The following is a 21975-nucleotide window of genomic DNA, read 5'->3' on the forward strand; positions in this document are numbered from 1 at the left end:
ATCTTAATTGTCAAATTAAGTTAGACAGATCATCAATACTTACGTAACTCAAAAATACTTCCAAAGGTGTTCGATAATCCAGTGATTTTCTAGGAATATTATTTCGTTTAGATGCGACAGATTGAATAAAAAATTCATCTACTGAATTGAAATCCATAGATTTCAATAAACCATCTCTACGTAACAATCCGTTAGAATTCTCGTTTAGGCCTCTTTGAGACGGCGTTCCTGGATCAGCGAAATAAATGGCAATATCATTGACATTACTGATCTGTTTCCAATTTGAAAATTCCTTTCCACAATCAAAAGTGATGGATTTGAATAGGTTTTTCGGTACAGATTCAAACCATTGATTTAATTTTTTTTCAATATCAATCGCTTGTCTACCACACGGTTTCAATGTGATGATAACTTTTGATAATCGTTCAACTAAGGTAATTACAGCACTTTTATGTTTCAGACCTACGATAGTGTCACCTTCAAGGTGACCAAACTCATTTGAGAATTGGCTATAATCCTTTTCACGTTCATGAATAGAGCGGCGGAAAGTTTGTTTTCCACGTCTTTCTTGATGTCCATTCGGTTTACGCTTGCCTTTCATCGGTAAGTCAGAAGAATCAAATAGCCCCTTTTTGAACATACGATAAATGGTACGAGCAGAACAACTAATAGGAAACGCTGCACGACCAACAATCACATCGGGTGTCCATCCTTGAACAACCTTTCTTTGAATATATTCTGATTGTTCCTCGGGTAAAACAAGCGGACGTCTACCACAGTTTGATTTGTTTTTCTTATACTGTTGATAATATTCTAAGGCTGATTTTCCTTGCTTGAAGAACAGATATACTTTATGGATCGTTTGTCTTGAACGATTCAAGCAATGGGCAGTTTTAGCAACAGATTGATTCATTTTGAAATAAGACTCTATTATTACAAGTTCATCCGTTGTAAGATGGGTATAGGTCATTTGTACTCACTCCTTATAATTCTTTGGTCGGAACTATTTTGAGTGTAGCACAAATGACTTTTTTAGTTGTCTAGCTTAATTTTACAATCGGCGTGTTATAGATAACTTGAACATAAAATGAGATTTTTCGATTTTCAAGTTATCTAATGCCAATTATATTGATATCATTAGGAGCTGCATTGCTATGAATCCAACATTGATTACTAAGAAAGAATTACTAAAAAAATTAGATATTTCTACTGGTGTATTAGCTGATTTAATTAGAAATGGCATGCCAAAAGAGGGAGAAATGTTTAATCTTGATAAGATTATCGCATGGCGAGAAAATAGGTCTAAAAACGTATTAGGTGAGTTAGAAGTTGGTAGAGTATATACTAACAAAGAAATTTCAGAGAAGTTTAAATGTTCTAAACAAGGTGGAATGAGAAGATCTCATCAATCTAATACTCTTGTATTGTTTAGTGATCAGACAGGAAGTAATGTTTATAAAGATAAGTGGTTAAATGGTATTTTACAATATACCGGTATGGGGCTAAAAGGGGATCAAGTATTGGATAAGAATCAAAATAAAGTTTTAGCCAATTCAAAAAGTAATTTTGTAAAGATTCATTTATTTGAAACATTTAAACCAAAAGAACACACGTATTTGGGAGAAGTATATTTAGCAGGACAAATATATACTGATAATGAAAAAGATAGTTCGGGTAACAGAAGAAAAGTATATAAATTTCCTTTAGCTTTAATAAATCAAGATCAATTGATTGAAGATAAAGACATATATAATCAGGAAAAAAGCCAAACTAGGCATGTTCATAATTTATCTGATACTAAATTAGAAGAAGAAGCAAGAAAAATTAGTAGTTATAACAAAAAAATGGCTGCAAAATATGTTAACAAAGAGGAGTTTTTCTTCTCAAAAACAAAAGTATATAAACGTAATCCCTTCGTATCTGAATATGTTAAACGACTTGCAAAGGGTATTTGTCAACTTTGCCAAGAAAAAGGACCATTTATAAAAGACGGTGTTCCTTATTTACATTGTCACCACATAGAATATTTGTCGCAAGGTGGAAAAGATGTGATTGAAAACTGTATCGCGTTATGCCCCAATTGTCATGCTAGAATTCATGAACTTGAGTTACCTGATGATAAAGAAAAATTGCTGAAGATCGTTGAAAAAAGAGAAAATAGCTTTTCTAAAATACCGTAATTTATTTTTATGGGACAAATAAGCTAATGGGAGCTATGCCTTCTATGTGAAACTTAGTTCTATGACAAGTAACAAAGTATTTCTAGTTCATTTCTCCAGTAAATTCCAAATACTGGAGGATTCTTTTTTGTAGTGCTGCCTTTCTCAGGAAAAAGTAGTTGGCTACTTCGTCAAAATTTCTAAATTTTTTTAACGCATAAGGAAGTGCTCGAACATTCGCCATGAGGATGCTGACACTTACATTTGCACGAAGTTCTTTTTCACAGTTTTCTAGCAAGTAAATTTTTTTAACTTTCATATCAAAAAAAGCATGAGATTCTTCAAGGGTATATCCCTATAAAGTGGAATATCTCATGCATTTTTATATTGTTGGAAAGTTCAATCTTCCTTTCATAAAAAATCATTTTTTTATGGTCAAACAAATTAATACTCTTGTTATTAATTTACAATAAAAAGTGATATATAACTTTGTGAAGGGAGACAATAAATTGGTTCTAAAATTTTTACAGAAGTTAAATAGAAAATCGGGGCAGTCAGAAGATGAAACAGAGGTTCAAGAAATTATTTCTGAAGTAAAAATGGGCTTGGAAAAAGCGTCACTGGCGCTAAACAGTGATGAAAAAATTGTCGTAGATTTCGTAAGCGATATGGACAGGAATTTTGGAAGTAGTATTCGAGATCGAGTGAGACAAGGGGATCATTTTGAGAGATTTTTAGCCGCAGTGTTTAAATTGGCTGGGTATGAAGTTGAAATAACCAAGAAAAGATATATGAAGGATAAGCGTGTCTATACTGGCGATGGTGGCGTGGATTTGATTTTAACTAAGGAAAATGAGCGTATAGCGGTTCAAGCAAAATCAAAGCGTTTAAATAGCACAAGTAATGAACGATTGATCACTGATAATGATGTAAAAAATTTTGCAGGAATATCTGATAAAAACTGGACTAAAAAGATGTTTATCACTTCGTCTTTTTTTAATACTCATGCATATAAACAAATAGCAGAAAATGAAAAAGCACATAAAATCGAGTGGTATGGCAGGTATGAACTTTTAAAACTGTTAAATCAGTTGATTCCAGAGACAATGCTGAAATGTCAATTATTGAACTCTTTACCTAAAGATATAAAACCATGTCCTAAATGTAATGAAGGAATTATGATTCCGCGCAAGAACGGGGAAACTGGACAGTATTTTAATGCTTGTTCACGCTATTTTGGTCACACAGAAAGTATCAAGAAGTATTAAAATGAAACCACTTTAACTTAAAGTACCAAGTTCTACTCTAAATATCGAAGTATTTCTAGTTCATTCCTGTAGTAATATTTTTTAAATAACCTATACGCTTCATCAGATGTATATCCTCCAGTAAATTCCAAGTACTGGAGGATTCTTTTTCTTAGTGCTGCCTTGCTCATGAAAAAGTAGTTGGCTACTTCGTTAAAATTTCTGAACTTTTTTAACGCATAAGGAAGAGCCCGGTCATTCGCCATGAGGATACTGGCACCTATATTTGCTCGAAGTTTTTTTATAGTCTTCTGGCAAATAAGCATCTTCTAAAATCATATCAGAAAATGCATGAGATTCTCCAAGATAGGGGACGTCCTTATAATAATGGATGATCTCATGCATTTTTGTAAAATTTTTGCGTTCAAGCATTAAATGTTGATTGGTGGTAATGATGATTTCGCCATGAACTTTTGTAATGGAACCAAGCATTTTCTTACTTAAGTTATCTTTGAAGTCGTAATCGATGAATTCTACATCTTCTACTTCATTCACATAATTCTCCCGGCTATTTTTTATTTTTCTTTGCTTTTGCACGTTGAACTAAAAAGTCCATATATTCATTTAATTCTTCTTCCAATTCTTCAATATCTGCTACTTCCATGTCAGCAGTATTCAATCGGAAGTGAGAAAGGATACTGTCTCCAAGCTGATCTTCTTTGCTGCGTTTTGGAGGAGTCGGATCAGAGGTTCTATTTAGTAGAAAATCTGTAGAAACATTGAAGAAATCTGCTATTACTGTGACTAGCTGATAATTTGACAACAAGGTGATTAAATTCGACTTTTTTGTAAAATTAGCACTGTTTTTTTATAGAATATAAAAATATTAACGATTATGAGTCTAAAACAACTTTTTAAGATGCTATAAAATATTAAACTTGTTATCAATTTATAGTTATTTTGTCTTTATAAGGCAAATTTAAATTTTGGAGGATTCATAATGAAAAAGAAATATCTGGACTTAAAAATGTGGATTAGTGTAATAGCAGTAACTTTTGTTTTGTCCGTAGTAGCAACAAGTGGGAGTATGATTATTTCAGCGAATGAGTTGATTCTGGATGAAACTCAGAATAGTAAAAGCAATTTTAGTTCTGAAGACTTGTCAGTTTATTACTCGGAAGAAAAAAAGAATTCCGAACTAGCCCTTGAAAAAATCAAGGAAGAATATGGAGATGTTCAACCTAAATTTAACGAAAACGGAGAAATATTATTAACACCTGAAGATGAATTAAGAATGGAACAAGCAATCAATCAGTATTTAGCAATGATTGGATTCAATCCAAGAATGCGAGGCGTAGGGAAAAACTGGTGGAACTCAACTGGTTTTGTGGCTGGTGTCATTGATGCAGGATTAATCGTTTTGGGTCTAGGTTTAGCAAATTCAAGTGTGAATACGGTAAAAGCAATTATTAGAAAAAACAAGCGAAATATTGCTCGAGTAACTGAAAATGTAATTGTTGCGCAAATTGGAATTACCACTGTAAGAGGAAAAGCGCTCGCAGCTGTAGAAATTGCCTTAGCTTTAGCTGGTACTTCGGCTGGAGGACTAATCGCAGAAGGTCTTGATCGAGTAGATGGAAGAAATGATAATTATCTTTGGGCATAGCGCTAGACAAGTTTAAAATTCAAGTAGATGAGGAGCTATAAGTGACAATAGGAGAAAATTTGAATTTTTTAGGTAGAATATTGCTAGGAGTATTGAGTGTGTGCTGCTTTATCATTGGCACACGATTTCTCTTGAAAGTAAAAACAATTGTTCGTTTAAATTTAGGAAAAGAAATGTCAAAAACAGACTATATAAAGGTAGAAAAATGTTTAATAAAATATAAGCTATTTGTAATTTGGGGCTTTGTGTTTCTTGCGATATGTTTAATTTTGGTACGTTTTAAAAAAACTACCCTTCTCTAAAAGTTCATTTGTAAGGTCGGCAGTTTCAAAATAAAGTTCTTCAGAAATCACATTCAATCCAATAATTCTCCTGGATTTTTTTATTGCGCCGATTGTAAAATTAAGCTAGACAACTAAAAAAGTCATTTGTGCTACACTCAAAATAGTTCCGACCAAAGAATTATAAGGAGTGAGTACAAATGACCTATACCCATCTTACAACGGATGAACTTGTAATAATAGAGTCTTATTTCAAAATGAATCAATCTGTTGCTAAAACTGCCCATTGCTTGAATCGTTCAAGACAAACGATCCATAAAGTATATCTGTTCTTCAAGCAAGGAAAATCAGCCTTAGAATATTATCAACAGTATAAGAAAAACAAATCAAACTGTGGTAGACGTCCGCTTGTTTTACCCGAGGAACAATCAGAATATATTCAAAGAAAGGTTGTTCAAGGATGGACACCCGATGTGATTGTTGGTCGTGCAGCGTTTCCTATTAGTTGTTCTGCTCGTACCATTTATCGTATGTTCAAAAAGGGGCTATTTGATTCTTCTGACTTACCGATGAAAGGCAAGCGTAAACCGAATGGACATCAAGAAAGACGTGGAAAACAAACTTTCCGCCGCTCTATTCATGAACGTGAAAAGGATTATAGCCAATTCTCAAATGAGTTTGGTCACCTTGAAGGTGACACTATCGTAGGTCTGAAACATAAAAGTGCTGTAATTACCTTAGTTGAACGATTATCAAAAGTTATCATCACATTGAAACCGTGTGGTAGACAAGCGATTGATATTGAAAAAAAATTAAATCAATGGTTTGAATCTGTACCGAAAAACCTATTCAAATCCATCACTTTTGATTGTGGAAAGGAATTTTCAAATTGGAAACAGATCAGTAATGTCAATGATATTGCCATTTATTTCGCTGATCCAGGAACGCCGTCTCAAAGAGGCCTAAACGAGAATTCTAACGGATTGTTACGTAGAGATGGTTTATTGAAATCTATGGATTTCAATTCAGTAGATGAATTTTTTATTCAATCTGTCGCATCTAAACGAAATAATATTCCTAGAAAATCACTGGATTATCGAACACCTTTGGAAGTATTTTTGAGTTACGTAAGTATTGATGATCTGTCTAACTTAATTTGACAATTAAGATTGGTTAAAAAAATGGAAAAATCTCAAAATAAGCTAAGTAAATCATACAAAATTGACATCTTGTCCCTTTCGTATTACAATGTGATACAAAAGGGAGGCGATAATATGGCTATGATTACGGTTCGTGTGAGTGATGCCGAAAAAGAATGGCTTTCTTATATGGCGGAATTTTATGGGATTACTTTATCTGAGCTTCTAAAAACCTATTCGATGGAACAACTAGAAGATGAATACGATCGTCAAACGGCTGAAATTGCCCATAAACATTGGGTAGAAAGTGGAAAAACAACAGTATCCATGGAAGAAATCCTTCATGAATTTGGAGGGTTGGAATGACCTACCGTTTAGAATTCACGCCTGAAATTCAGAAACAACTTCGTAAAATAGACAAGCATCAAGCGACGCTGATCGTTCGATGGCTGTATCAACATATTGATGGTATTGACGATCCGAGAAAATTCGGAAAAGGATTGACCGCTAATCGTTCAGGACAATGGCGTTATCGAATTGGCAAATATCGTGTGTTGGTAGAGATAGAAGATAATCAAATGGTTGTTATCGCTATTCAAGTGGGACACCGAAAAAATGTCTATGATTAAGAGACTATTTATTTTTATAAAAAAATAATAAGAAGAATCTAGTTAAAACTTTTGAAGTGCGAGGTTTAACTAGATTTTTTTATGGACAAAATATGGATAAAATTGTTTAGGAGGAATCATGAACGTAAAAAAATCATCCAAGAAGTCGATTCTTGGATTTTTTAGTGGATTTGTTTGCCAAATACGTTTAGTATGCGTATATGAGAGGTTGTAAGCAAAGCGTTGTGACCTGAGCACTTAAGGAGGAATCTGTGAAAATAGCTTTTCATATTTTTTCAGATTTTGAGTTAATGCCGAAGGTCAGCTTTGTGAACACCGTTTATCGAGAGGTTGTGAAAGCCACATGTAGCTCCGATGACAATAAGCAAGCATTTTTGGAACTAGACTTCTTAGATCATAAACATGCGGCTTATTTCGAGGAGCTGGTGCTTGCACACCGTTTAAAGAAGGTCGAAAATCGGTACGACTTTTCGACGTAAGGAGAAAGAAGTTCAATGAAAGAAACAAATAATCCCGCAGAAAACAAAGTTTCTGCGTACATTCATATCCCATTTTGCGAGCATATCTGCTATTACTGTGACTTTAATAAAGTTTTTTTAGAAGGGCAACCGGTAGATGAGTATGTGGAAATGCTGCTGAATGAAATGAGATTAATGCTGGAAAGTCACCCGACAGCGAATTTGGAAACACTTTATGTAGGGGGCGGGACACCGACCTCTTTATCTGCTAAACAACTTGATCGATTGTTATCAGGAGCTAGAGAGATCTTGCCTTTCCAGGATGGTAAAGAGTTTACTGTAGAAGCGAATCCTGGCGATTTGACCCGTGAAAAGCTTCAAGTGATGAAAAACTATGGTGTCAATCGTTTATCCATGGGAGTTCAGACATTTGACAATCGCTTACTGAAAAAAATTGGACGTAAACACACCGCAGAAGATGTGTATCAAACGATGAAATTTTTAAAAGCAGAAAATTTTACCAATGTAAGCATCGATTTGATTTATGCATTACCGGGACAAACACTAGAAGGGTATCGGGATACTTTGGAAAAAGCTTTGGCTTTGGATCTGCCTCACTATTCTTTGTACTCATTGATCCTAGAAAACAAAACAATGTTCATGAACTGGGTACGACAAGGAAGACTCGAACTGCCTGATCAGGAAACGGAAACTAAAATGTTTGAAGAGACCATTGAAGCAATGGAAAAGCATGGACGTCACCAATATGAAATAAGTAACTTTGGGCTTTCCGGACACGAGTCGCAGCATAACTTGATGTATTGGAACAATGACCATTATTTTGGGTTTGGAGCAGGAGCTAGCGGTTATCTTGGAAATATTCGTTATCGCAACAAAGGACCAATCCAACACTATTTACGTCCATTACGAGTCAATGAACGCCCAGTATTGGAAGAAGAAAAATTGACACGAAAAAATCAAATAGAAGAAGAAATGTTCTTGGGGCTAAGAAAAAAAACTGGGATTGCTAAAAAACACTTCTATGATCGCTATCAACAAACGATTGAATCGGTGTATGGAGATGTGTTGATGAAGTTAGAGGAAGAAGGGTTACTTGTTAATGAAGAAGAACGTATTTATTTGACACCTAGAGGGACTTTTTTGGGAAACAATGTGTTTGAGCGTTTTTTGTTTGAAAAATAGTTTAAAGAATATTTGTTTTTTATCGGAATTTAAATAAAAAAAGTTCAAAAATACAATAAAGAACTATTGAAACGTTGATATAACTGAATTTATAGCAATTGCTCATAATTAGCACTCTGGACGATAGAGTGCTAAAAAATGAAGTCTTTCTCTTGACAGGAGAAGGGCTTCTTGCTATATTTATAAGTGGATTAGCACTTAGAATATATGAGTGCTAATGAGAGGTGAGGAAGATGTTAACAAAGCGACAAAACGACATTTTACGTCTGATCATCCAACACTATACGAGTAGTGGCGTGCCCGTTGGTTCCAAAACATTGATGTCTGAGGGAGTCAAGGCCAGCTCAGCAACGATTCGCAATGATATGAAGGCATTAGAAGATGAAGGGTTGCTGTTGAAGACTCACTCTTCTTCTGGGCGGATTCCATCTGCTTTAGGCTATCGTTATTATGTGGATCATTTGTTAAAACCTGCTCGCGTAGCAGAAGATGACCTGCTGCTGATACGTCAGTCTTTAGGTAGAGAATTTCATGAGATCAATGAGATCATTAAGCAATCTGCTGAGATCTTATCTGAGCTGACAAGTTATACGACTTTTTCGTTGGGACCTGAAATAAAAGACCGCCGACTAACAGGCTTTCGTATCGTACCCTTGAATAATCGACAGATCATTGCGATTGTCGTGACAGATATGGGAAATGTAGAAAGCCAAGTGTTCACTCTTCCCGAATACATGGGAAGTCAGGAACTAGAAAAAATGGTGCAAATTGTAAACGACCGTCTAGTCGGGGATCCTCTGATGACGGTATACCATAAACTACGTACAGAGATTCCGATGATTCTTCATAAATATTTCCAGACCACAGAAGGGATGTCCCAGTTGTTTGACACCGTTCTTGGTCATGTGTTTGAAGAAAAAGTTTATGTCAGTGGACAAATGAATCTCTTGGATTATGAGCCCCGTCAAGATCTTGATCAGTTTAAATCGATGTTTTCTTTTATGAAAGACTCCGATGGACTTACACAAATGATCACTCCGATGGATAGTAATATTCGTATCAAAATCGGTGCTGAATTAGGTAATGATTTATTGCAGAATATGAGCATGATTCAAGCAAGTTACGAGATAGATGGTCATGGAAGAGGTACAATAGCCTTGTTGGGGCCGACTAGTATGCCTTATTCTCGGATGTTTGGTCTAGTGGATGTTTATCGAAGAGAACTAGCAGCTAAGCTTGCTGATTACTATCGATCACTTGACTTGTCAAACTCGTAATGTGAATAACGAAGCTATTTGCAGCTGATCGTTCTCTCTTTCTTAGTAAGAGCAATCAAACAGCTGACTGAATAATGAAAGGAAGACTGTATCGTGAAAGAAAATCAAGAAGAACTAGATAAAGAAATGACAGATGCTCAGCCAGAACCGGAAATCGATGTCGAAGCTGCAGAAGATTCAGGCATTTCAGAAGTTGAAGCGGAAGAATTCGAATCAGCAAAATTAAAAGCTGAATTAGAAGAAATGGAAGATAAATATTTGCGGGCTCGTGCGGAAATCGCAAATATGGCAAATCGAGGAAAAAATGAACGTGAGCAATTACAAAAATACCGTTCACAAGATTTAGCCAAAAAATTGCTTCCATCAATTGACAATCTGGAACGTGCATTAGCCACAGAAGTGTCAGATGATCAAGGAGCAAGCTTGAAAAAAGGCGTGGAAATGGTCTTGGAAAGTTTACGTAACGCACTGGAAGAAGAAGGAATCGAGAAAATCCCTGCTAAAGGAGAATCCTTTGATCCTAATCTTCATCAAGCAGTACAAACTGTTCCAGCGACTGAAGATACACCAGCCGATACGATTGTAGAAGTACTACAAGAAGGCTATAAATTACATGATCGCGTGTTAAGACCAACTATGGTCATTGTTGCACAATAATTGTGCGGATATAAAACTTACACTTTCAATTAAAGAAGGAGACGTTAATTATGAGTAAAATTATCGGTATTGACTTAGGTACGACTAACTCTGCAGTAGCAGTACTAGAAGGAAACGAAGCAAAAATCATCGCTAACCCAGAAGGAAACCGTACAACACCTTCTGTTGTATCATTCAAAAATGGAGAAATCCAAGTAGGGGAAGTGGCAAAACGTCAAGCTGTAACAAACCCAAATACGATTTCATCAATCAAACGCCATATCGGTGAAGCTGGTTACAAAGTAGATGTAGAAGGCAAATCATACACACCTCAAGAAATCTCAGCAATGATTCTTCAATATATTAAAGGATTTGCAGAAGATTACTTAGGTGAAAAAGTCGAAAAAGCAGTTATTACTGTACCAGCTTACTTTAACGATGCACAACGTCAAGCAACAAAAGATGCTGGTAAAATCGCTGGTTTAGAAGTAGAACGTATCGTCAATGAACCAACTGCAGCTGCTCTTGCTTATGGTTTGGATAAAACAGATCGTGACGAAAAAATCTTAGTATTCGACCTTGGTGGTGGTACTTTTGACGTATCAATCCTTGAATTAGGAGACGGTGTCTTTGATGTATTGTCAACAGCTGGTGACAACCATCTAGGTGGGGATGACTTTGATAACAAAATCATCGACTACATGGTAGCAGAATTCAAAAAAGAAAACAGCATTGACTTATCTCAAGACAAAATGGCGTTACAACGCTTGAAAGATGCCGCTGAAAAAGCGAAAAAAGATTTATCTGGCGTATCAAGCACACAAATCAGTTTGCCATTTATCACAGCCGGTGAATCTGGACCATTGCACTTGGAAATGACATTGACACGTGCAAAATTTGATGAATTAACAGCTGACTTAGTAGAACGTACGAAAGTACCAGTACGTCAAGCACTAAAAGATGCAGGTTTATCACAATCAGAAATCGACGAAGTTATTTTGGTCGGTGGATCTACTCGTATCCCTGCAGTTGTAGAAGCAGTACGTAAAGAAACAGGAAAAGAACCAAACAAATCAGTTAACCCTGATGAAGTAGTTGCGATGGGTGCTGCTATACAAGGCGGTGTGATCACTGGTGATGTAAAAGATGTTGTTTTACTTGACGTTACGCCATTGTCATTAGGTATCGAAACAATGGGCGGTGTATTCACTAAATTGATTGACCGCAATACAACGATCCCAACAAGTAAATCACAAGTGTTCTCCACTGCAGCAGATAATCAACCAGCAGTAGACATCCATGTATTACAAGGTGAACGCCCAATGGCTGCTGACAACAAAACACTAGGAAGATTCCAATTGACAGATATTCCAGCAGCTCCTCGTGGTATCCCACAAATCGAAGTAACATTCGATATTGATAAAAACGGGATTGTAAATGTATCTGCGAAAGATTTAGGTACACAAAAAGAACAAAAAATCACGATTAAATCTTCTTCAGGTCTAACAGACGAAGAAATCGAACGTATGGTAAAAGATGCAGAAGCAAACGCTGAAGCAGATAAAGCTCGTAAAGAGGAAGTTGACCTACGTAATGATGTAGACGCATTGCTATTCTCTGTGGATAAAACATTGAAAGAATTAGAAGGCAAAGTAGACGAAGAAGAAGTGAAAAAAGCAGAAACAGCTCGCGATGAATTGAAAGCCGCTGTTGAAGCAAACAACATTGAAGAAATGAAAACTAAACGCGATGCATTGAACGAAATCGTTCAAAACTTGACTGTTAAACTATATGAACAAGCGGCACAACAACAAGCTCAAGAAAACCCAGAAGCAGCTCAAGGCGGAGCAGATGATGTCGTTGATGCTGATTTTGAAGAAGTCGATGGCGACGATAAATAATCAGTTCACTGAATTTCGAGAGAAGGCCAAAGTTGCTACTTTGGCTTTTTCTTTTGAAAAATAGTTTGAAGTATCGGTTTTTGTTTCAAACAAAATATGATATGATAACAAGCGACGTGAAAATGATGAGAACCAATAGGAGGAAAGCCTATGGCAACAAAACGTGATTATTATGAAGTCTTAGGGCTCTCAAAAGGAGCATCAGAAGATGAAATAAAGAAAGCTTATCGTAAGCTTTCAAAAAAATACCATCCTGATATCAATAAAGAACCTGATGCAGAAGAAAAATTTAAAGAAGTATCAGAAGCTTATGAAATTTTAAGTGATCCGCAAAAACGCGCTGCATATGACCAATACGGGCATGCAGGTACAGATCCAAATTACGGTGCTGGTGGAGCTGGTGGCGGATTTGGTGGATTCGGCGGCTTCTCTGGCGGCGGCTTCGGTGGTTTTGAAGATATCTTCGACTCGTTCTTTGGAGGGGGAGGTCGTTCAGTCGATCCCAATGCGCCTCGTCAAGGTGCTGATTTGCAATATACGATCGACTTATCTTTTGAAGAAGCAATTTTTGGCGTAGAGAAAGAAATCAAGTACAATCGGGAAGAAATCTGTCATACTTGTGGCGGAAATGGGGCAAAACCAGGTACGCAACCAACTACTTGTCATAAATGCCATGGTGCAGGTACGATCAATGTAGAACGCCAAACACCGCTTGGACGAGTGATGAGCCGTCAAACTTGTGATGTTTGTCATGGTACAGGAAAAGAAATCAAAGAACCTTGTCCAACCTGTCATGGCTCAGGTCATGAGAAGAAAGCTCACTCAGTCAAAGTGAATGTACCAGCTGGGGTAGAAGAAGGACAACAAATGCGTTTAGCTGGTCAAGGAGAAGCCGGAGAAAACGGCGGACCATTTGGTGATTTGTATGTGGTCTTCCGTGTAGAAGAAAGTGATATCTTTGACCGTGAAGGCTCTGAAATCTACTATGAATTGCCTTTAAGTTTTGTACAAGCAGCTTTGGGCGATGAAGTCCAAGTACCAACTGTCCATGGAGATGTGAAACTGAAGATTCCTGCTGGTACACAGACAGGTACGAACTTCCGCTTACGTGGAAAAGGCGCTCCGAAGTTACGTGGTGGTGCAACAGGCGACCAACATGTCAAAGTAAAACTGATCACGCCGAAAAATCTAAATGAACAACAAAGAGAAGCGTTACGTGCATTCGCTGAAGCTGGCGGCATCAAAGTAGAAGAACAACAAGAAGATGGTTTCTTCGATAAATTCAAAGATGCTTTTGGCGGGAAAAAGCGGAAGTAGCTTTTCTAGTAAAAAACACAAGTGTCAAAAAGACTTACCAAAATTTTCTATTTCTAGAAAAAATGGTAAGTCTTTTATTTTTTTATGTATTAACACTTAGTAATGCTAGTTTTCAATAGCGTTTATTAGGGGAAAAAGGAATCTAAGAAATGAAATAAGGGGATGGTTATCACTTTCTATATTGATAAAAAGTTGATAATGAGCCATTACTATATTTTGGTAAAATATAAATAAATAAAAAACTCGATTGATTGAATTAGTTCATTTTGATTGAAGAAATTAAAAAAGTATATGGTTGGAGTACATGGTAATGGTGGTTCTACATGGTACTAATCTATTCAGGAGTTTGTCTATGAAACTTATTGATTTTTCTAAACGATTTGGGCAAAAAATCTTATTTGATCATCTGTCATTCACATTTGATCAAAATAAAATCTATTATCTTTATGGGGATAATGGCATTGGCAAAACGACTTTATTTCGCTGCATTGTCGGTATTGATAGCTACTCGGGAACGATTGAAAAAACAGGTAGTTGTTTTTGTGTTTTTGACTCTACCCCTTTTTACTTGAATCTAACTGGATTAGATAATCTAATTTTACTGACAAAAAATCGGCAAATAAAAGAACTAATCTCTAAACAAAAAATCGATTTTTTACCCCTTTCATTTTTATCGTATGTGAAAGTCAAGAACTATTCTCTGGGAGAAAAAAAGATACTTTCGCTGCTATTGCTATTGTTGCTTGCGCCCCGAGTTGTTTTATTAGATGAAGTGTTGAATGGATTAGATCAAAAGAATCGGAAAGTGCTGCTTTATTGCTTGGTTCAGCTGAAAAAAGAAGCTACAGTCATCTTAAGTGGTCATGAAGAATATTACTTGGAAATGGCTGATGAGTTATTAAATGTAAAAAACGGAAAAATAGAACCTATCACGTCCGAGGATTTACGCAGCTTTTTTATTTCAACAAAAAGGAGGTAAAAATGCTTTTTGAATTTTATTATCAAAGACGTACGAAAATATTTTACCTTTTTCTTTCAGTAATATTGTTGCTTTCTACTTTAATGTTCGTTTCTCAAATAATGCTCATTCAAAGTCATCTTCGTCATTTCCAATATTATGTAGAGGAAGCCTTGGCAAGGGGTGAAACGATCCAAGAAATACTTTAACAACCTTTTTCTATCAGTATGAACGAAAATACTGAAATAGTTGACAATCCGTTGAAATATCATTACGTTGCTTATCATTCCAGTTTTGCTGCTTTAAATGTCCAAAACGGGGTCAACCAATTATTGTCTTCTTCGTTTTTTGTTCTCTTTCCTTTTTTTTCGGGGGTATACGGGATAGTAATAGCAAATGCAGATATCAAATACCATACAATGAAAATCAGGCGCTGTTTGGATTCTCAATGGCAAATCAATCGTCATAAGATAGGAGCGGGGTTTCTTAGTTTAATTATTTTTATACTTGCTTCCCTCATTTTATTTTTGATGTTGCAGTCTTTTTCAAGATTTTTTGTTCAGGCTGACAAATCGACACAAATCGATGAAGCGTTAATTAGGCAAATATCTTATCTTGAGAAAGCGCCGCTTCAATTGAGTGTCCTATTGGGGTTTGCATTTCTTTCCTTTTTAGTTTGTTATTATTTTACAACAGTCGTAAAGAATTCTTTCGTCAGCCTATGTCTCTTAGGAAGTTATTTTCTTTTTTTGCCACCACTAGGAAAATATGATCTCAAGAATATTTTGTTATATCTATATCCTAAAATATTTAACACAAACGCTTCAACTTTTAGGATCAATTCGGGGACGCGGGTTGAGTTTGGTATAGAATATATTGTGATTATCGGTATAGGCATCATTATTTATATATGGACGATGGAAAAATTACAACGAATGTGGAGCAGTCCTACTGAGAAATAAGTAGAAACCAGACGGACAACCTTATGTTCATCTGGTTTTTTGTAATCGTCATATTTGTATCAACAAAAAAGCTAGCTTTAGAATAAGATAATCATCATAGTTTCTAGGGTTATAACCAGTGAGAGAATGGAGTTTATTCAGTCGATATTGCAAGGTGTTTTTATGAATAAATAATTCTTCTGCACATTTTTTGATACTTCCGTTATTTTTACTGAAGCATGTCAAAGTTTTCTTGAATAAATGTACTTCTTCTTTTGTCAAGCTTTTCAAAATACGTTTTACATATAATGATCGTTGACCTGATGGGATTGCTGGTAAAAGGATCCCGAGGTCTAAATCTTCAAAAAAGCGGATCTCGTTCACAGATTGATGGAAAGTTATCCATTCACAAGCATGCTGGGCATGAAGGAAAGATTGCGGTGTCTCCTGCTCTGTATAACAAAGCGACCCAATTCCGAAGTTCAGTTGTAACTGATACGATTTGTCAAAATTTGTCTGGACTTTGTCAAGTAACGATATCAATAAGGCTCTGGAAATGCGATTGACTAGGATAATGATTTGTTGCCTATGTACAGTGAACAAAGCCTGACTGTAGTAAGAAAAGACCCTTTCAAGTAACTCTAATAAAGGGGTGATCTGCTCTTGATACAATTCCTGATTGTCAGGAAGTTGCCCCACAACTACATAATATGGAGAAGAAAAATCAAGCTCGATCAAGTGAGGAGAGTCAAAATGACTGAAAGGAAACAATAGCGATTCGATCGTCAGACGATGTCTCTCCCTTAATTGAAAAGTAAAATCTTTCAGATATGCCTCTTTTATGAGTATTTCTGTCATTTTTTTTAAAATTTCAGCATACTTTTTCACTTCCTTTCCACCGGTCAGTCCAATTATACCGATGATATGTTGTTCAAAATACACCGGGGCGTTGATTCCACGCTTCGTTCCTTTGAATTGGCCGTCTTCGCTGATAAAAACTTCTTTTTTCGTATCCAAAACGATTTTTGCCCCTTCATGGAGGGTCCTGATCCGTTCCTCATCGGTGCTTGCAATGATTATGCCCTCTGTATCGATAAAGTTGATTTCTTGTTTTAGTACATCTTTGAGATTTTTGACAATATTCCGTGCTAATTGTTTAGAGATGTTCATCTAGTTCTCCTTGTAAGAAAATACAGTAAAACAGCAAAAGGTAACGTTTACATAAAAATATAAAGGAAATTCAATAATAAATCAACAAGACTTCTAATATAACATTTATTTTTAAAAAAAATGATTATCATCCTGTAGAAATCATCGATAATTGTGATGGATAACGAATAATCTTATCAAAAGATGAATTATTTCTGTTACCTGTACCATACCCTAAATCATTGTGAAAATATATACTTTTTATTATGAAAACGTTCTTATAATTATTGCGATATTGATTTGTAACATGAATATTGAAGAAACGATTGTGAAAAAAATCGCTTTTATGTTGTGATGAACATCCCTAGGAGGAGAATGCATGGATATTGAAAAAGTCAAAGGGATTATCGTCCCAATTGTTACACCGGTAAATCAAGAGAATCAGATAAAAACTGCACCATTAGAACGAATGGTTGAACATGTGATTCAAGGAGGCGTCAATGGTATTTTAGCATTTGGAAGTAACGGAGAGTTTTTTGCGATTGATAAAGAGGAACAAAAGAAAGGTCTCCAAACAATCGTTAAATCAGCCAATAAACGTGTACCAGTTTATATGGGTATTGGATCGATCACGACGAAGGAAGGAGTGTTGATGGCAAAAACAGCAGAGGAAAACGGTGCTGATGGTTTATCGATCTTGCCACCGATGTTCATTTCTCCTACAGATGACGAATTGTATCAACACATAATCACGATTGCAAAGGCTGTGCCTCATCTACCTGTTTTGCTATATAACAATCCTGGAAAAGTTGGATATAGTCTAAGTGTTTCTTTGGTCGTTCGTCTTTCCCAGTATCCGAATATTGTTGGAATTAAGGATAGTAGTGGGAATGCACATTTGACAGCAGAATATATTCGACGTACTGAGAATGAGGAGTTCAAAGTAATGGCTGGAAGAGACACCTTGATTTTAGGATCTCTTGTCTATGGGGCGGTCGGCGCAGTTGCATCTACAGCGAATGTTGTCCCTGAATTAGTCGTCTCTATTTATGAACATTATTGCACTGGCGACTTGTCTTCCGCGCGAAACGCGCAATTTGAATTGACAGAATTTAGGAATATGTTTGACCGTGCATCATTTCCAATAGCTACAAAAGATGCTTGTAATTTGATTGGACTAGATGTTGGAGCAAGTATTTTACCGAACACGACGTCTTCCGATCAATTAAAGAAAGAAATGTCTGAAGTACTTGAAAAAATCATAAATAAACGAGATATGGAGGAATAAGAAATGAAAATCGGATTTGTAGGACTAGGAATCATGGGTAAACCAATGGCAAAAAATCTAATAAAAGATGGTTATGAGGTTATCTGTTATGATTTCAATCAATCGAATATGGATGAAGTTGCAGCAGCTGGAGCTTCAACAGCAAAAAATAGTCAGGAGTTAGCAAATCAATCAGATATCGTAATTACTATGTTACCGAATTCTCCGAATGTGGAAGCCGCATTGTTTTCAGAAGAAGGGATAGCCGCTGGAATCAGTGAAGGCAAGATCGTAATCGATATGAGTTCGATTAATCCTGTTTCTAGTCAGCGATTTGCAGAAAAGCTTGCAGGACTTGGAGTAGAGTTCTTAGATGCGCCGGTATCTGGAGGAGAACCAAAAGCAATTGACGGAACAATCGCTGTTATGGTCGGTGGGAAAAAGAAAGTTTTTGATCAATGCTATGAGTTGCTCCTATCAATGGCAAGTTCAGTCACTTATATAGGTGAGGTAGGTGCGGGAAACATTGCTAAACTAGCTAATCAAATAATCGTCGCAATCAATATCGCCGCTGTCGGTGAAGCTTTATCCTTTGCTACTAAAGCAGGTGCTGATCCCGAGTTGGTCTATCAAGGGATTCGTGGTGGATTAGCAGGGAGTACGGTTATGGATGCTAAATCACCGATGATTTTGAACCGAGATTTTGATCCAGGATTCAGAATAGAGTTGCACATCAAAGATCTACAGAATGCGTTAGATACCTCACATATGATAAATGCCGGAATTCCTTTGACAGCTCAATTGATGGAAATCATGCAAGTACTAAAAAATGACGGTTTGGAGAAAAAAGATCATTCAGCTATTGCGTGTTACTACGAAAAAATAAATAACTTGACGATCGAAAGTAAAGATACAGTTTGATTTTCGTAAAGAGAGAGGAACTAGTGTATGAGAACGATTGATACGATACCCAAAATAATGAAAATGGCTGTCTATCCAGTAGCAGGTTATGACAGTATGACTCTGACTCTCAGTGGAGCCCACGCCCCTTACTTTACAAGGAATATCGTTGTTTTAGAAGATGAGACTGGTCAAAGAGGAGTGGGAGAGATTCATGGCGGAGAAGATATTACAAAGATGCTAGAAAGTTATATTCCTTTGGTAGAAGGTCAGAAAATTGCTGATTACCGACAAGTGATTACAACTATTCGTAAAAAAGGTTGGTTGGCAAAAGGAAATGATGGACAGGGTCTGCAAGGTTTAGATTTGAAAAATATGAAATTTGTTGTTCAAGCAGAAGCAGCAGTTGAATGCGCTATGCTTGATCTATTAGGAAAGCATCTAAATATGCCGATGTGTACATTGCTTGGAGATGGAAGACAGCGAGCCGAAGTTGAAGTCCTTGGCTATCTATTTTATATCGCAGATTGCGAGAAGACTGATTTGCCATATTTAGTGGAATCTTCATGTAAAGATAAATGGGACGAACTTCGTCGAAAAGAAACATTGACACCTGAAGAAATTGTTGCTCAAGCAAAAGCGGTGAAAGAAAGATATGGGTTCAATAATTTCAAGTTGAAAGGCGGAGTTTTTTCGGGGGAAGCAGAGATGAAAGCGATAGAAGCACTGCACGACGCTTTCCCCGATGCACGAATCAATATCGATCCAAATGGTGCATGGTCTTTAGAAGAAGCAATTGATCTGTGTAAAGACAAATTATCAATGATTTCCTATGTCGAAGATCCATGTGGTCCTGAACAAGGATTTTCTAGTCGTGAGATCATGTCAGAATTCAAGACAGCTACAAGGCATCAAGTGGCAACGAACATGATTGCGACGAATTGGCGACAATTCTATCATGCCTTAGAAACAAAAGCTGTAGATATCGTGTTGGCTGATCCTCATTTTTGGACGTTGAATGGAAGTATTCGTATGGCTCAAATATTAGCTGATTTCGGATTGACTTGGGGATCGCATTCTAATAATCATTTTGATATTTCCTTAGCTGTATTTGCGCAATGTGCAGCAGCGGCTCCTGGAAAAATCACTCCTATTGATACACACTGGATTTGGCAAGATGGACAGGCGTTATGCAAAGATCCTTTAGTTATTCGTGATGGAAAAATCAAAGTGACAGATAAGCCTGGATTAGGCATCGAAATAGATATGGAAAAACTTGAATCAGCGCATCACCTATATCAAAAAATTGAAAAGAAATATAGGGATCGTGATGACTCGTTAGCAATGCAATATTTAATTAAAGGTTGGATGTTTGATTCAAGTAGACCTTGTTTGGTGCGCTAAACATGTAATAAAAGATAATTGATGAAACTAGCTGACTTTTCTCCTATTCTTGCCAGCTGGATCAATTATGAAAAAATGGTTGAAGGAGATTACGGCATGAGTTATTTAGCAATTTTAGGCTTCGCAATGATGGGAGTCATCACTTTTCTGCTAATGAAAGATAAACTGAATATTTTGGTTTGTTTTGCGATTTTGCCCCTTGTTTTTTCATTTCTAAGCGGTGCTGATTTATCCAAGACAACAGAACATATTATATCTGGACTAGATCTCACTAGAAGTATCTTTTTAATGATTATGTTCTCGTTACCGTATTTTGCATTAATGACAGATGCTGGATTATTTGAGATTTTGATCTATAAAGTGCTGAAGAAAATGAAGATTGGTGGACCAATCCTGTGTAGTTTTACTGTACCGTTGGCTATCCTTGCAACATTAGACGGGAGTGTCATGTCTACTTATTTGATTGTTATCCCATTACTATTACCGTTGTTTAAAAAATTAAAGATTGATCCGATGATTCTGGTTTTTTTGACTTCACTTGGTACGATGTTAGGAACGATTAAACCTTGGAATGCACGGGTGCTCCGGGCTGCTGCATTGTTGCCAAATGTCGATAGTCCGGCGATGCATGTCTTTTTAAAACTAATTCCTTTGATGATATTGATGACGATTTTGACCATGATATTCGCTTATTTTTTAGGAAAGAAAAGCCAAAAAAGAAATGGATTCATTAAAAAGAATATAGAAGCAGGTACATTAGTGGGAGAAGAACCAGAGCTTTCCGAAATGTCAAGACCTAAACTTTTTTGGTTCAATCTCTGCTTGACAATAGCTGTGGTCACGCTACTTATCGTTACTTCTTTTCCAGAATTTTATATTTTTGCCGTTGGTTTAATCCTTGCACTAGTGATCAATTATCCAGATCGCAAGATGCAAAACAAGCTGGTCAGCAAATATGCTGCGGCTACCTATCCCATAGCACCGATCGTCTTTATGTCAGGAGTCGTAGTTGGTGTATTGGAAGGAACGGGGATGATGGAACAAATGGTCATGACTTTAGTTGAGATCGTGCCTTCTTCTATGGGACCCTATCTTCATATCATTATCGCACTGTTGAGTACACCTTTGATGTTCATTTTCACTAATGATACTTGGTATTTTGCCTTAGTTCCCATTATAACAGCAGTAGGAGAACAATATGGAGTTGCTGCAGATATTATCGTGTTAGCGTTATTTTTCAATGTTGGTGCATTTGCTTCTATCGTGGCACAGCCTCAAATCATCATGGCCTGCGACCTTGGAGGAGAAACAATTAGAGAGTATATTCGCTTTTCTTTCTTCAAATTGTGGGGAATCAGCATCTTTTGGACGTTGGTAGGATTTGCTATAGGAATTTTTTAATAAGCTAGGCAATTAGAAATTAAAACAAAAAGGAGAAAAAAG

General features: G+C 36.4%; 23 protein-coding genes. 19 read left to right on the forward strand and 4 right to left on the reverse strand.

Features of this window, described 5'->3' with window-relative positions:
• Positions 1-10: 10 nt before the first annotated feature.
• On the reverse strand, positions 11-970 hold the full coding sequence (locus tag A5849_RS07060) for an IS30 family transposase (protein WP_002301399.1): 960 nt from the start codon (positions 968-970) through the stop codon (positions 11-13).
• A 184-nt stretch (positions 971-1154) separates the two neighbouring features.
• On the opposite strand from A5849_RS07060, the gene A5849_RS07065 reads away from it, so the two are divergent.
• Together A5849_RS07065 and A5849_RS07075 are read left to right on the forward strand one after the other, a co-directional pair.
• On the forward strand, positions 1155-2180 hold the full coding sequence (locus tag A5849_RS07065; RefSeq protein ID WP_002345978.1) for an HNH endonuclease signature motif containing protein: 1026 nt from the start codon (positions 1155-1157) through the stop codon (positions 2178-2180).
• A 488-nt stretch (positions 2181-2668) separates the two neighbouring features.
• Positions 2669-3427, forward strand: a complete 759-nt coding sequence (locus tag A5849_RS07075; RefSeq protein ID WP_002345977.1) for a restriction endonuclease — start codon at positions 2669-2671, stop codon at positions 3425-3427.
• A gap of 234 nt (positions 3428-3661) precedes the next feature.
• Here the strand turns inward: A5849_RS07075 and A5849_RS07085 are convergent, their stop codons facing one another.
• Both A5849_RS07085 and A5849_RS07090 read right to left on the reverse strand, forming a co-directional pair.
• Positions 3662-3961, reverse strand: coding sequence for a hypothetical protein (locus tag A5849_RS07085; RefSeq protein ID WP_002345976.1), 300 nt, complete (start codon positions 3959-3961; stop codon positions 3662-3664).
• A 13-nt stretch (positions 3962-3974) separates the two neighbouring features.
• Positions 3975-4232: a hypothetical protein gene (locus A5849_RS07090; protein ID WP_002345975.1), complete on the reverse strand. Its 258-nt coding sequence runs from the start codon at positions 4230-4232 to the stop codon at positions 3975-3977.
• 174 nt (positions 4233-4406) lie between these two features.
• On the opposite strand from A5849_RS07090, the gene A5849_RS15185 reads away from it, so the two are divergent.
• The 13 genes from A5849_RS15185 to A5849_RS07165 all read left to right on the forward strand — a co-directional run bounded on the left by A5849_RS15185 (position 4407) and on the right by A5849_RS07165 (position 15833).
• A complete protein-coding gene (locus A5849_RS15185; RefSeq protein WP_002292140.1) occupies positions 4407-5072 on the forward strand; it encodes a hypothetical protein in 666 nt (221 codons plus the stop codon).
• 41 nt (positions 5073-5113) lie between these two features.
• Entirely contained in the window at positions 5114-5374 is a 261-nt protein-coding gene (locus A5849_RS07105) for a hypothetical protein (RefSeq protein ID WP_002345974.1), read from the forward strand.
• Between the two features lie 179 nt (positions 5375-5553).
• Positions 5554-6513: an IS30 family transposase gene (locus A5849_RS07110; RefSeq protein WP_002301399.1), complete on the forward strand. Its 960-nt coding sequence runs from the start codon at positions 5554-5556 to the stop codon at positions 6511-6513.
• A gap of 114 nt (positions 6514-6627) precedes the next feature.
• Positions 6628-6858, forward strand: coding sequence for a type II toxin-antitoxin system RelB family antitoxin (gene relB / locus A5849_RS07115; protein ID WP_002329324.1), 231 nt, complete (start codon positions 6628-6630; stop codon positions 6856-6858).
• Positions 6855-7121 (forward strand): type II toxin-antitoxin system RelE/ParE family toxin, encoded by a 267-nt coding sequence (locus A5849_RS07120; RefSeq protein ID WP_002345973.1) that lies wholly within the window; start codon positions 6855-6857, stop codon positions 7119-7121. Before relB ends, A5849_RS07120 begins: the two co-directional genes overlap by 4 nt.
• Positions 7122-7372: 251 nt before the next feature.
• Positions 7373-7600, forward strand: a complete 228-nt coding sequence (locus A5849_RS07125; RefSeq protein WP_002345972.1) for a hypothetical protein — start codon at positions 7373-7375, stop codon at positions 7598-7600.
• A 15-nt stretch (positions 7601-7615) separates the two neighbouring features.
• Positions 7616-8782, forward strand: coding sequence for a radical SAM family heme chaperone HemW (hemW, locus tag A5849_RS07130; protein ID WP_002345173.1), 1167 nt, complete (start codon positions 7616-7618; stop codon positions 8780-8782).
• 233 nt (positions 8783-9015) lie between these two features.
• On the forward strand, positions 9016-10059 hold the full coding sequence (hrcA, locus tag A5849_RS07135; RefSeq protein WP_002292136.1) for a heat-inducible transcriptional repressor HrcA: 1044 nt from the start codon (positions 9016-9018) through the stop codon (positions 10057-10059).
• 93 nt (positions 10060-10152) lie between these two features.
• The gene (grpE, locus tag A5849_RS07140; RefSeq protein WP_002292135.1) at positions 10153-10716 is read left to right on the forward strand and encodes a nucleotide exchange factor GrpE; all 564 of its coding nucleotides are present in this window, start codon (positions 10153-10155) and stop codon (positions 10714-10716) included.
• A 50-nt stretch (positions 10717-10766) separates the two neighbouring features.
• Positions 10767-12596, forward strand: coding sequence for a molecular chaperone DnaK (dnaK, locus tag A5849_RS07145; protein WP_002292134.1), 1830 nt, complete (start codon positions 10767-10769; stop codon positions 12594-12596).
• A 150-nt stretch (positions 12597-12746) separates the two neighbouring features.
• Positions 12747-13913 carry a molecular chaperone DnaJ gene (gene dnaJ / locus A5849_RS07150; protein ID WP_002292130.1) on the forward strand — a complete coding sequence of 389 codons (1167 nt, stop codon included), beginning with the start codon at positions 12747-12749 and terminating at the stop codon, positions 13911-13913.
• Between the two features lie 352 nt (positions 13914-14265).
• The gene (locus A5849_RS07155) at positions 14266-14892 is read left to right on the forward strand and encodes an ATP-binding cassette domain-containing protein (RefSeq protein WP_002320123.1); all 627 of its coding nucleotides are present in this window, start codon (positions 14266-14268) and stop codon (positions 14890-14892) included.
• 239 nt (positions 14893-15131) lie between these two features.
• The gene (locus tag A5849_RS07165) at positions 15132-15833 is read left to right on the forward strand and encodes a hypothetical protein (RefSeq protein ID WP_231601460.1); all 702 of its coding nucleotides are present in this window, start codon (positions 15132-15134) and stop codon (positions 15831-15833) included.
• A 48-nt stretch (positions 15834-15881) separates the two neighbouring features.
• Here the strand turns inward: A5849_RS07165 and A5849_RS07170 are convergent, their stop codons facing one another.
• Entirely contained in the window at positions 15882-16982 is a 1101-nt protein-coding gene (locus A5849_RS07170) for a sugar diacid recognition domain-containing protein (protein WP_002308991.1), read from the reverse strand.
• A gap of 358 nt (positions 16983-17340) precedes the next feature.
• On the opposite strand from A5849_RS07170, the gene A5849_RS07175 reads away from it, so the two are divergent.
• The 4 genes from A5849_RS07175 to A5849_RS07190 all read left to right on the forward strand — a co-directional run bounded on the left by A5849_RS07175 (position 17341) and on the right by A5849_RS07190 (position 21933).
• Complete coding sequence (locus A5849_RS07175; protein WP_002334748.1) at positions 17341-18249, forward strand: dihydrodipicolinate synthase family protein; 909 nt, start codon at positions 17341-17343, stop codon at positions 18247-18249.
• A gap of 3 nt (positions 18250-18252) precedes the next feature.
• Entirely contained in the window at positions 18253-19149 is an 897-nt protein-coding gene (gene garR / locus A5849_RS07180) for a 2-hydroxy-3-oxopropionate reductase (protein WP_002308995.1), read from the forward strand.
• A 27-nt stretch (positions 19150-19176) separates the two neighbouring features.
• Positions 19177-20532: an enolase C-terminal domain-like protein gene (locus A5849_RS07185; protein WP_002313674.1), complete on the forward strand. Its 1356-nt coding sequence runs from the start codon at positions 19177-19179 to the stop codon at positions 20530-20532.
• Positions 20533-20628: 96 nt separating this feature from the next.
• Positions 20629-21933: an SLC13 family permease gene (locus A5849_RS07190; RefSeq protein ID WP_002313675.1), complete on the forward strand. Its 1305-nt coding sequence runs from the start codon at positions 20629-20631 to the stop codon at positions 21931-21933.
• Positions 21934-21975: the final 42 nt, after the last annotated feature.

This window comes from Enterococcus sp. 10F3_DIV0382, assembly GCF_002140245.1.
Classification (GTDB): Bacteria; Bacillota; Bacilli; order Lactobacillales; family Enterococcaceae; genus Enterococcus_B; species Enterococcus_B lactis.

Excerpts from the sequence above, each read along its gene's own strand:
- hrcA (WP_002292136.1), top strand. The coding sequence starts at position 9,016 with ATGTTAACAAAGCGACAAAACGACATTTTACGTCTGATCATCCAACAC.
- A5849_RS15185 (WP_002292140.1), top strand. The coding sequence starts at position 4,407 with ATGAAAAAGAAATATCTGGACTTAAAAATGTGGATTAGTGTAATAGCA.
- A5849_RS07110 (WP_002301399.1), top strand. The coding sequence starts at position 5,554 with ATGACCTATACCCATCTTACAACGGATGAACTTGTAATAATAGAGTCT.
- A5849_RS07065 (WP_002345978.1), top strand. The coding sequence starts at position 1,155 with ATGAATCCAACATTGATTACTAAGAAAGAATTACTAAAAAAATTAGAT.
- A5849_RS07170 (WP_002308991.1), bottom strand. The coding sequence starts at position 16,982 with ATGAACATCTCTAAACAATTAGCACGGAATATTGTCAAAAATCTCAAA.
- dnaJ (WP_002292130.1), top strand. The coding sequence starts at position 12,747 with ATGGCAACAAAACGTGATTATTATGAAGTCTTAGGGCTCTCAAAAGGA.
- A5849_RS07175 (WP_002334748.1), top strand. The coding sequence starts at position 17,341 with ATGGATATTGAAAAAGTCAAAGGGATTATCGTCCCAATTGTTACACCG.
- dnaK (WP_002292134.1), top strand. The coding sequence starts at position 10,767 with ATGAGTAAAATTATCGGTATTGACTTAGGTACGACTAACTCTGCAGTA.
- A5849_RS07155 (WP_002320123.1), top strand. The coding sequence starts at position 14,266 with ATGAAACTTATTGATTTTTCTAAACGATTTGGGCAAAAAATCTTATTT.
- relB (WP_002329324.1), top strand. The coding sequence starts at position 6,628 with ATGGCTATGATTACGGTTCGTGTGAGTGATGCCGAAAAAGAATGGCTT.
- A5849_RS07060 (WP_002301399.1), bottom strand. The coding sequence starts at position 970 with ATGACCTATACCCATCTTACAACGGATGAACTTGTAATAATAGAGTCT.
- A5849_RS07185 (WP_002313674.1), top strand. The coding sequence starts at position 19,177 with ATGAGAACGATTGATACGATACCCAAAATAATGAAAATGGCTGTCTAT.
- A5849_RS07190 (WP_002313675.1), top strand. The coding sequence starts at position 20,629 with ATGAGTTATTTAGCAATTTTAGGCTTCGCAATGATGGGAGTCATCACT.
- A5849_RS07120 (WP_002345973.1), top strand. The coding sequence starts at position 6,855 with ATGACCTACCGTTTAGAATTCACGCCTGAAATTCAGAAACAACTTCGT.
- garR (WP_002308995.1), top strand. The coding sequence starts at position 18,253 with ATGAAAATCGGATTTGTAGGACTAGGAATCATGGGTAAACCAATGGCA.
- hemW (WP_002345173.1), top strand. The coding sequence starts at position 7,616 with ATGAAAGAAACAAATAATCCCGCAGAAAACAAAGTTTCTGCGTACATT.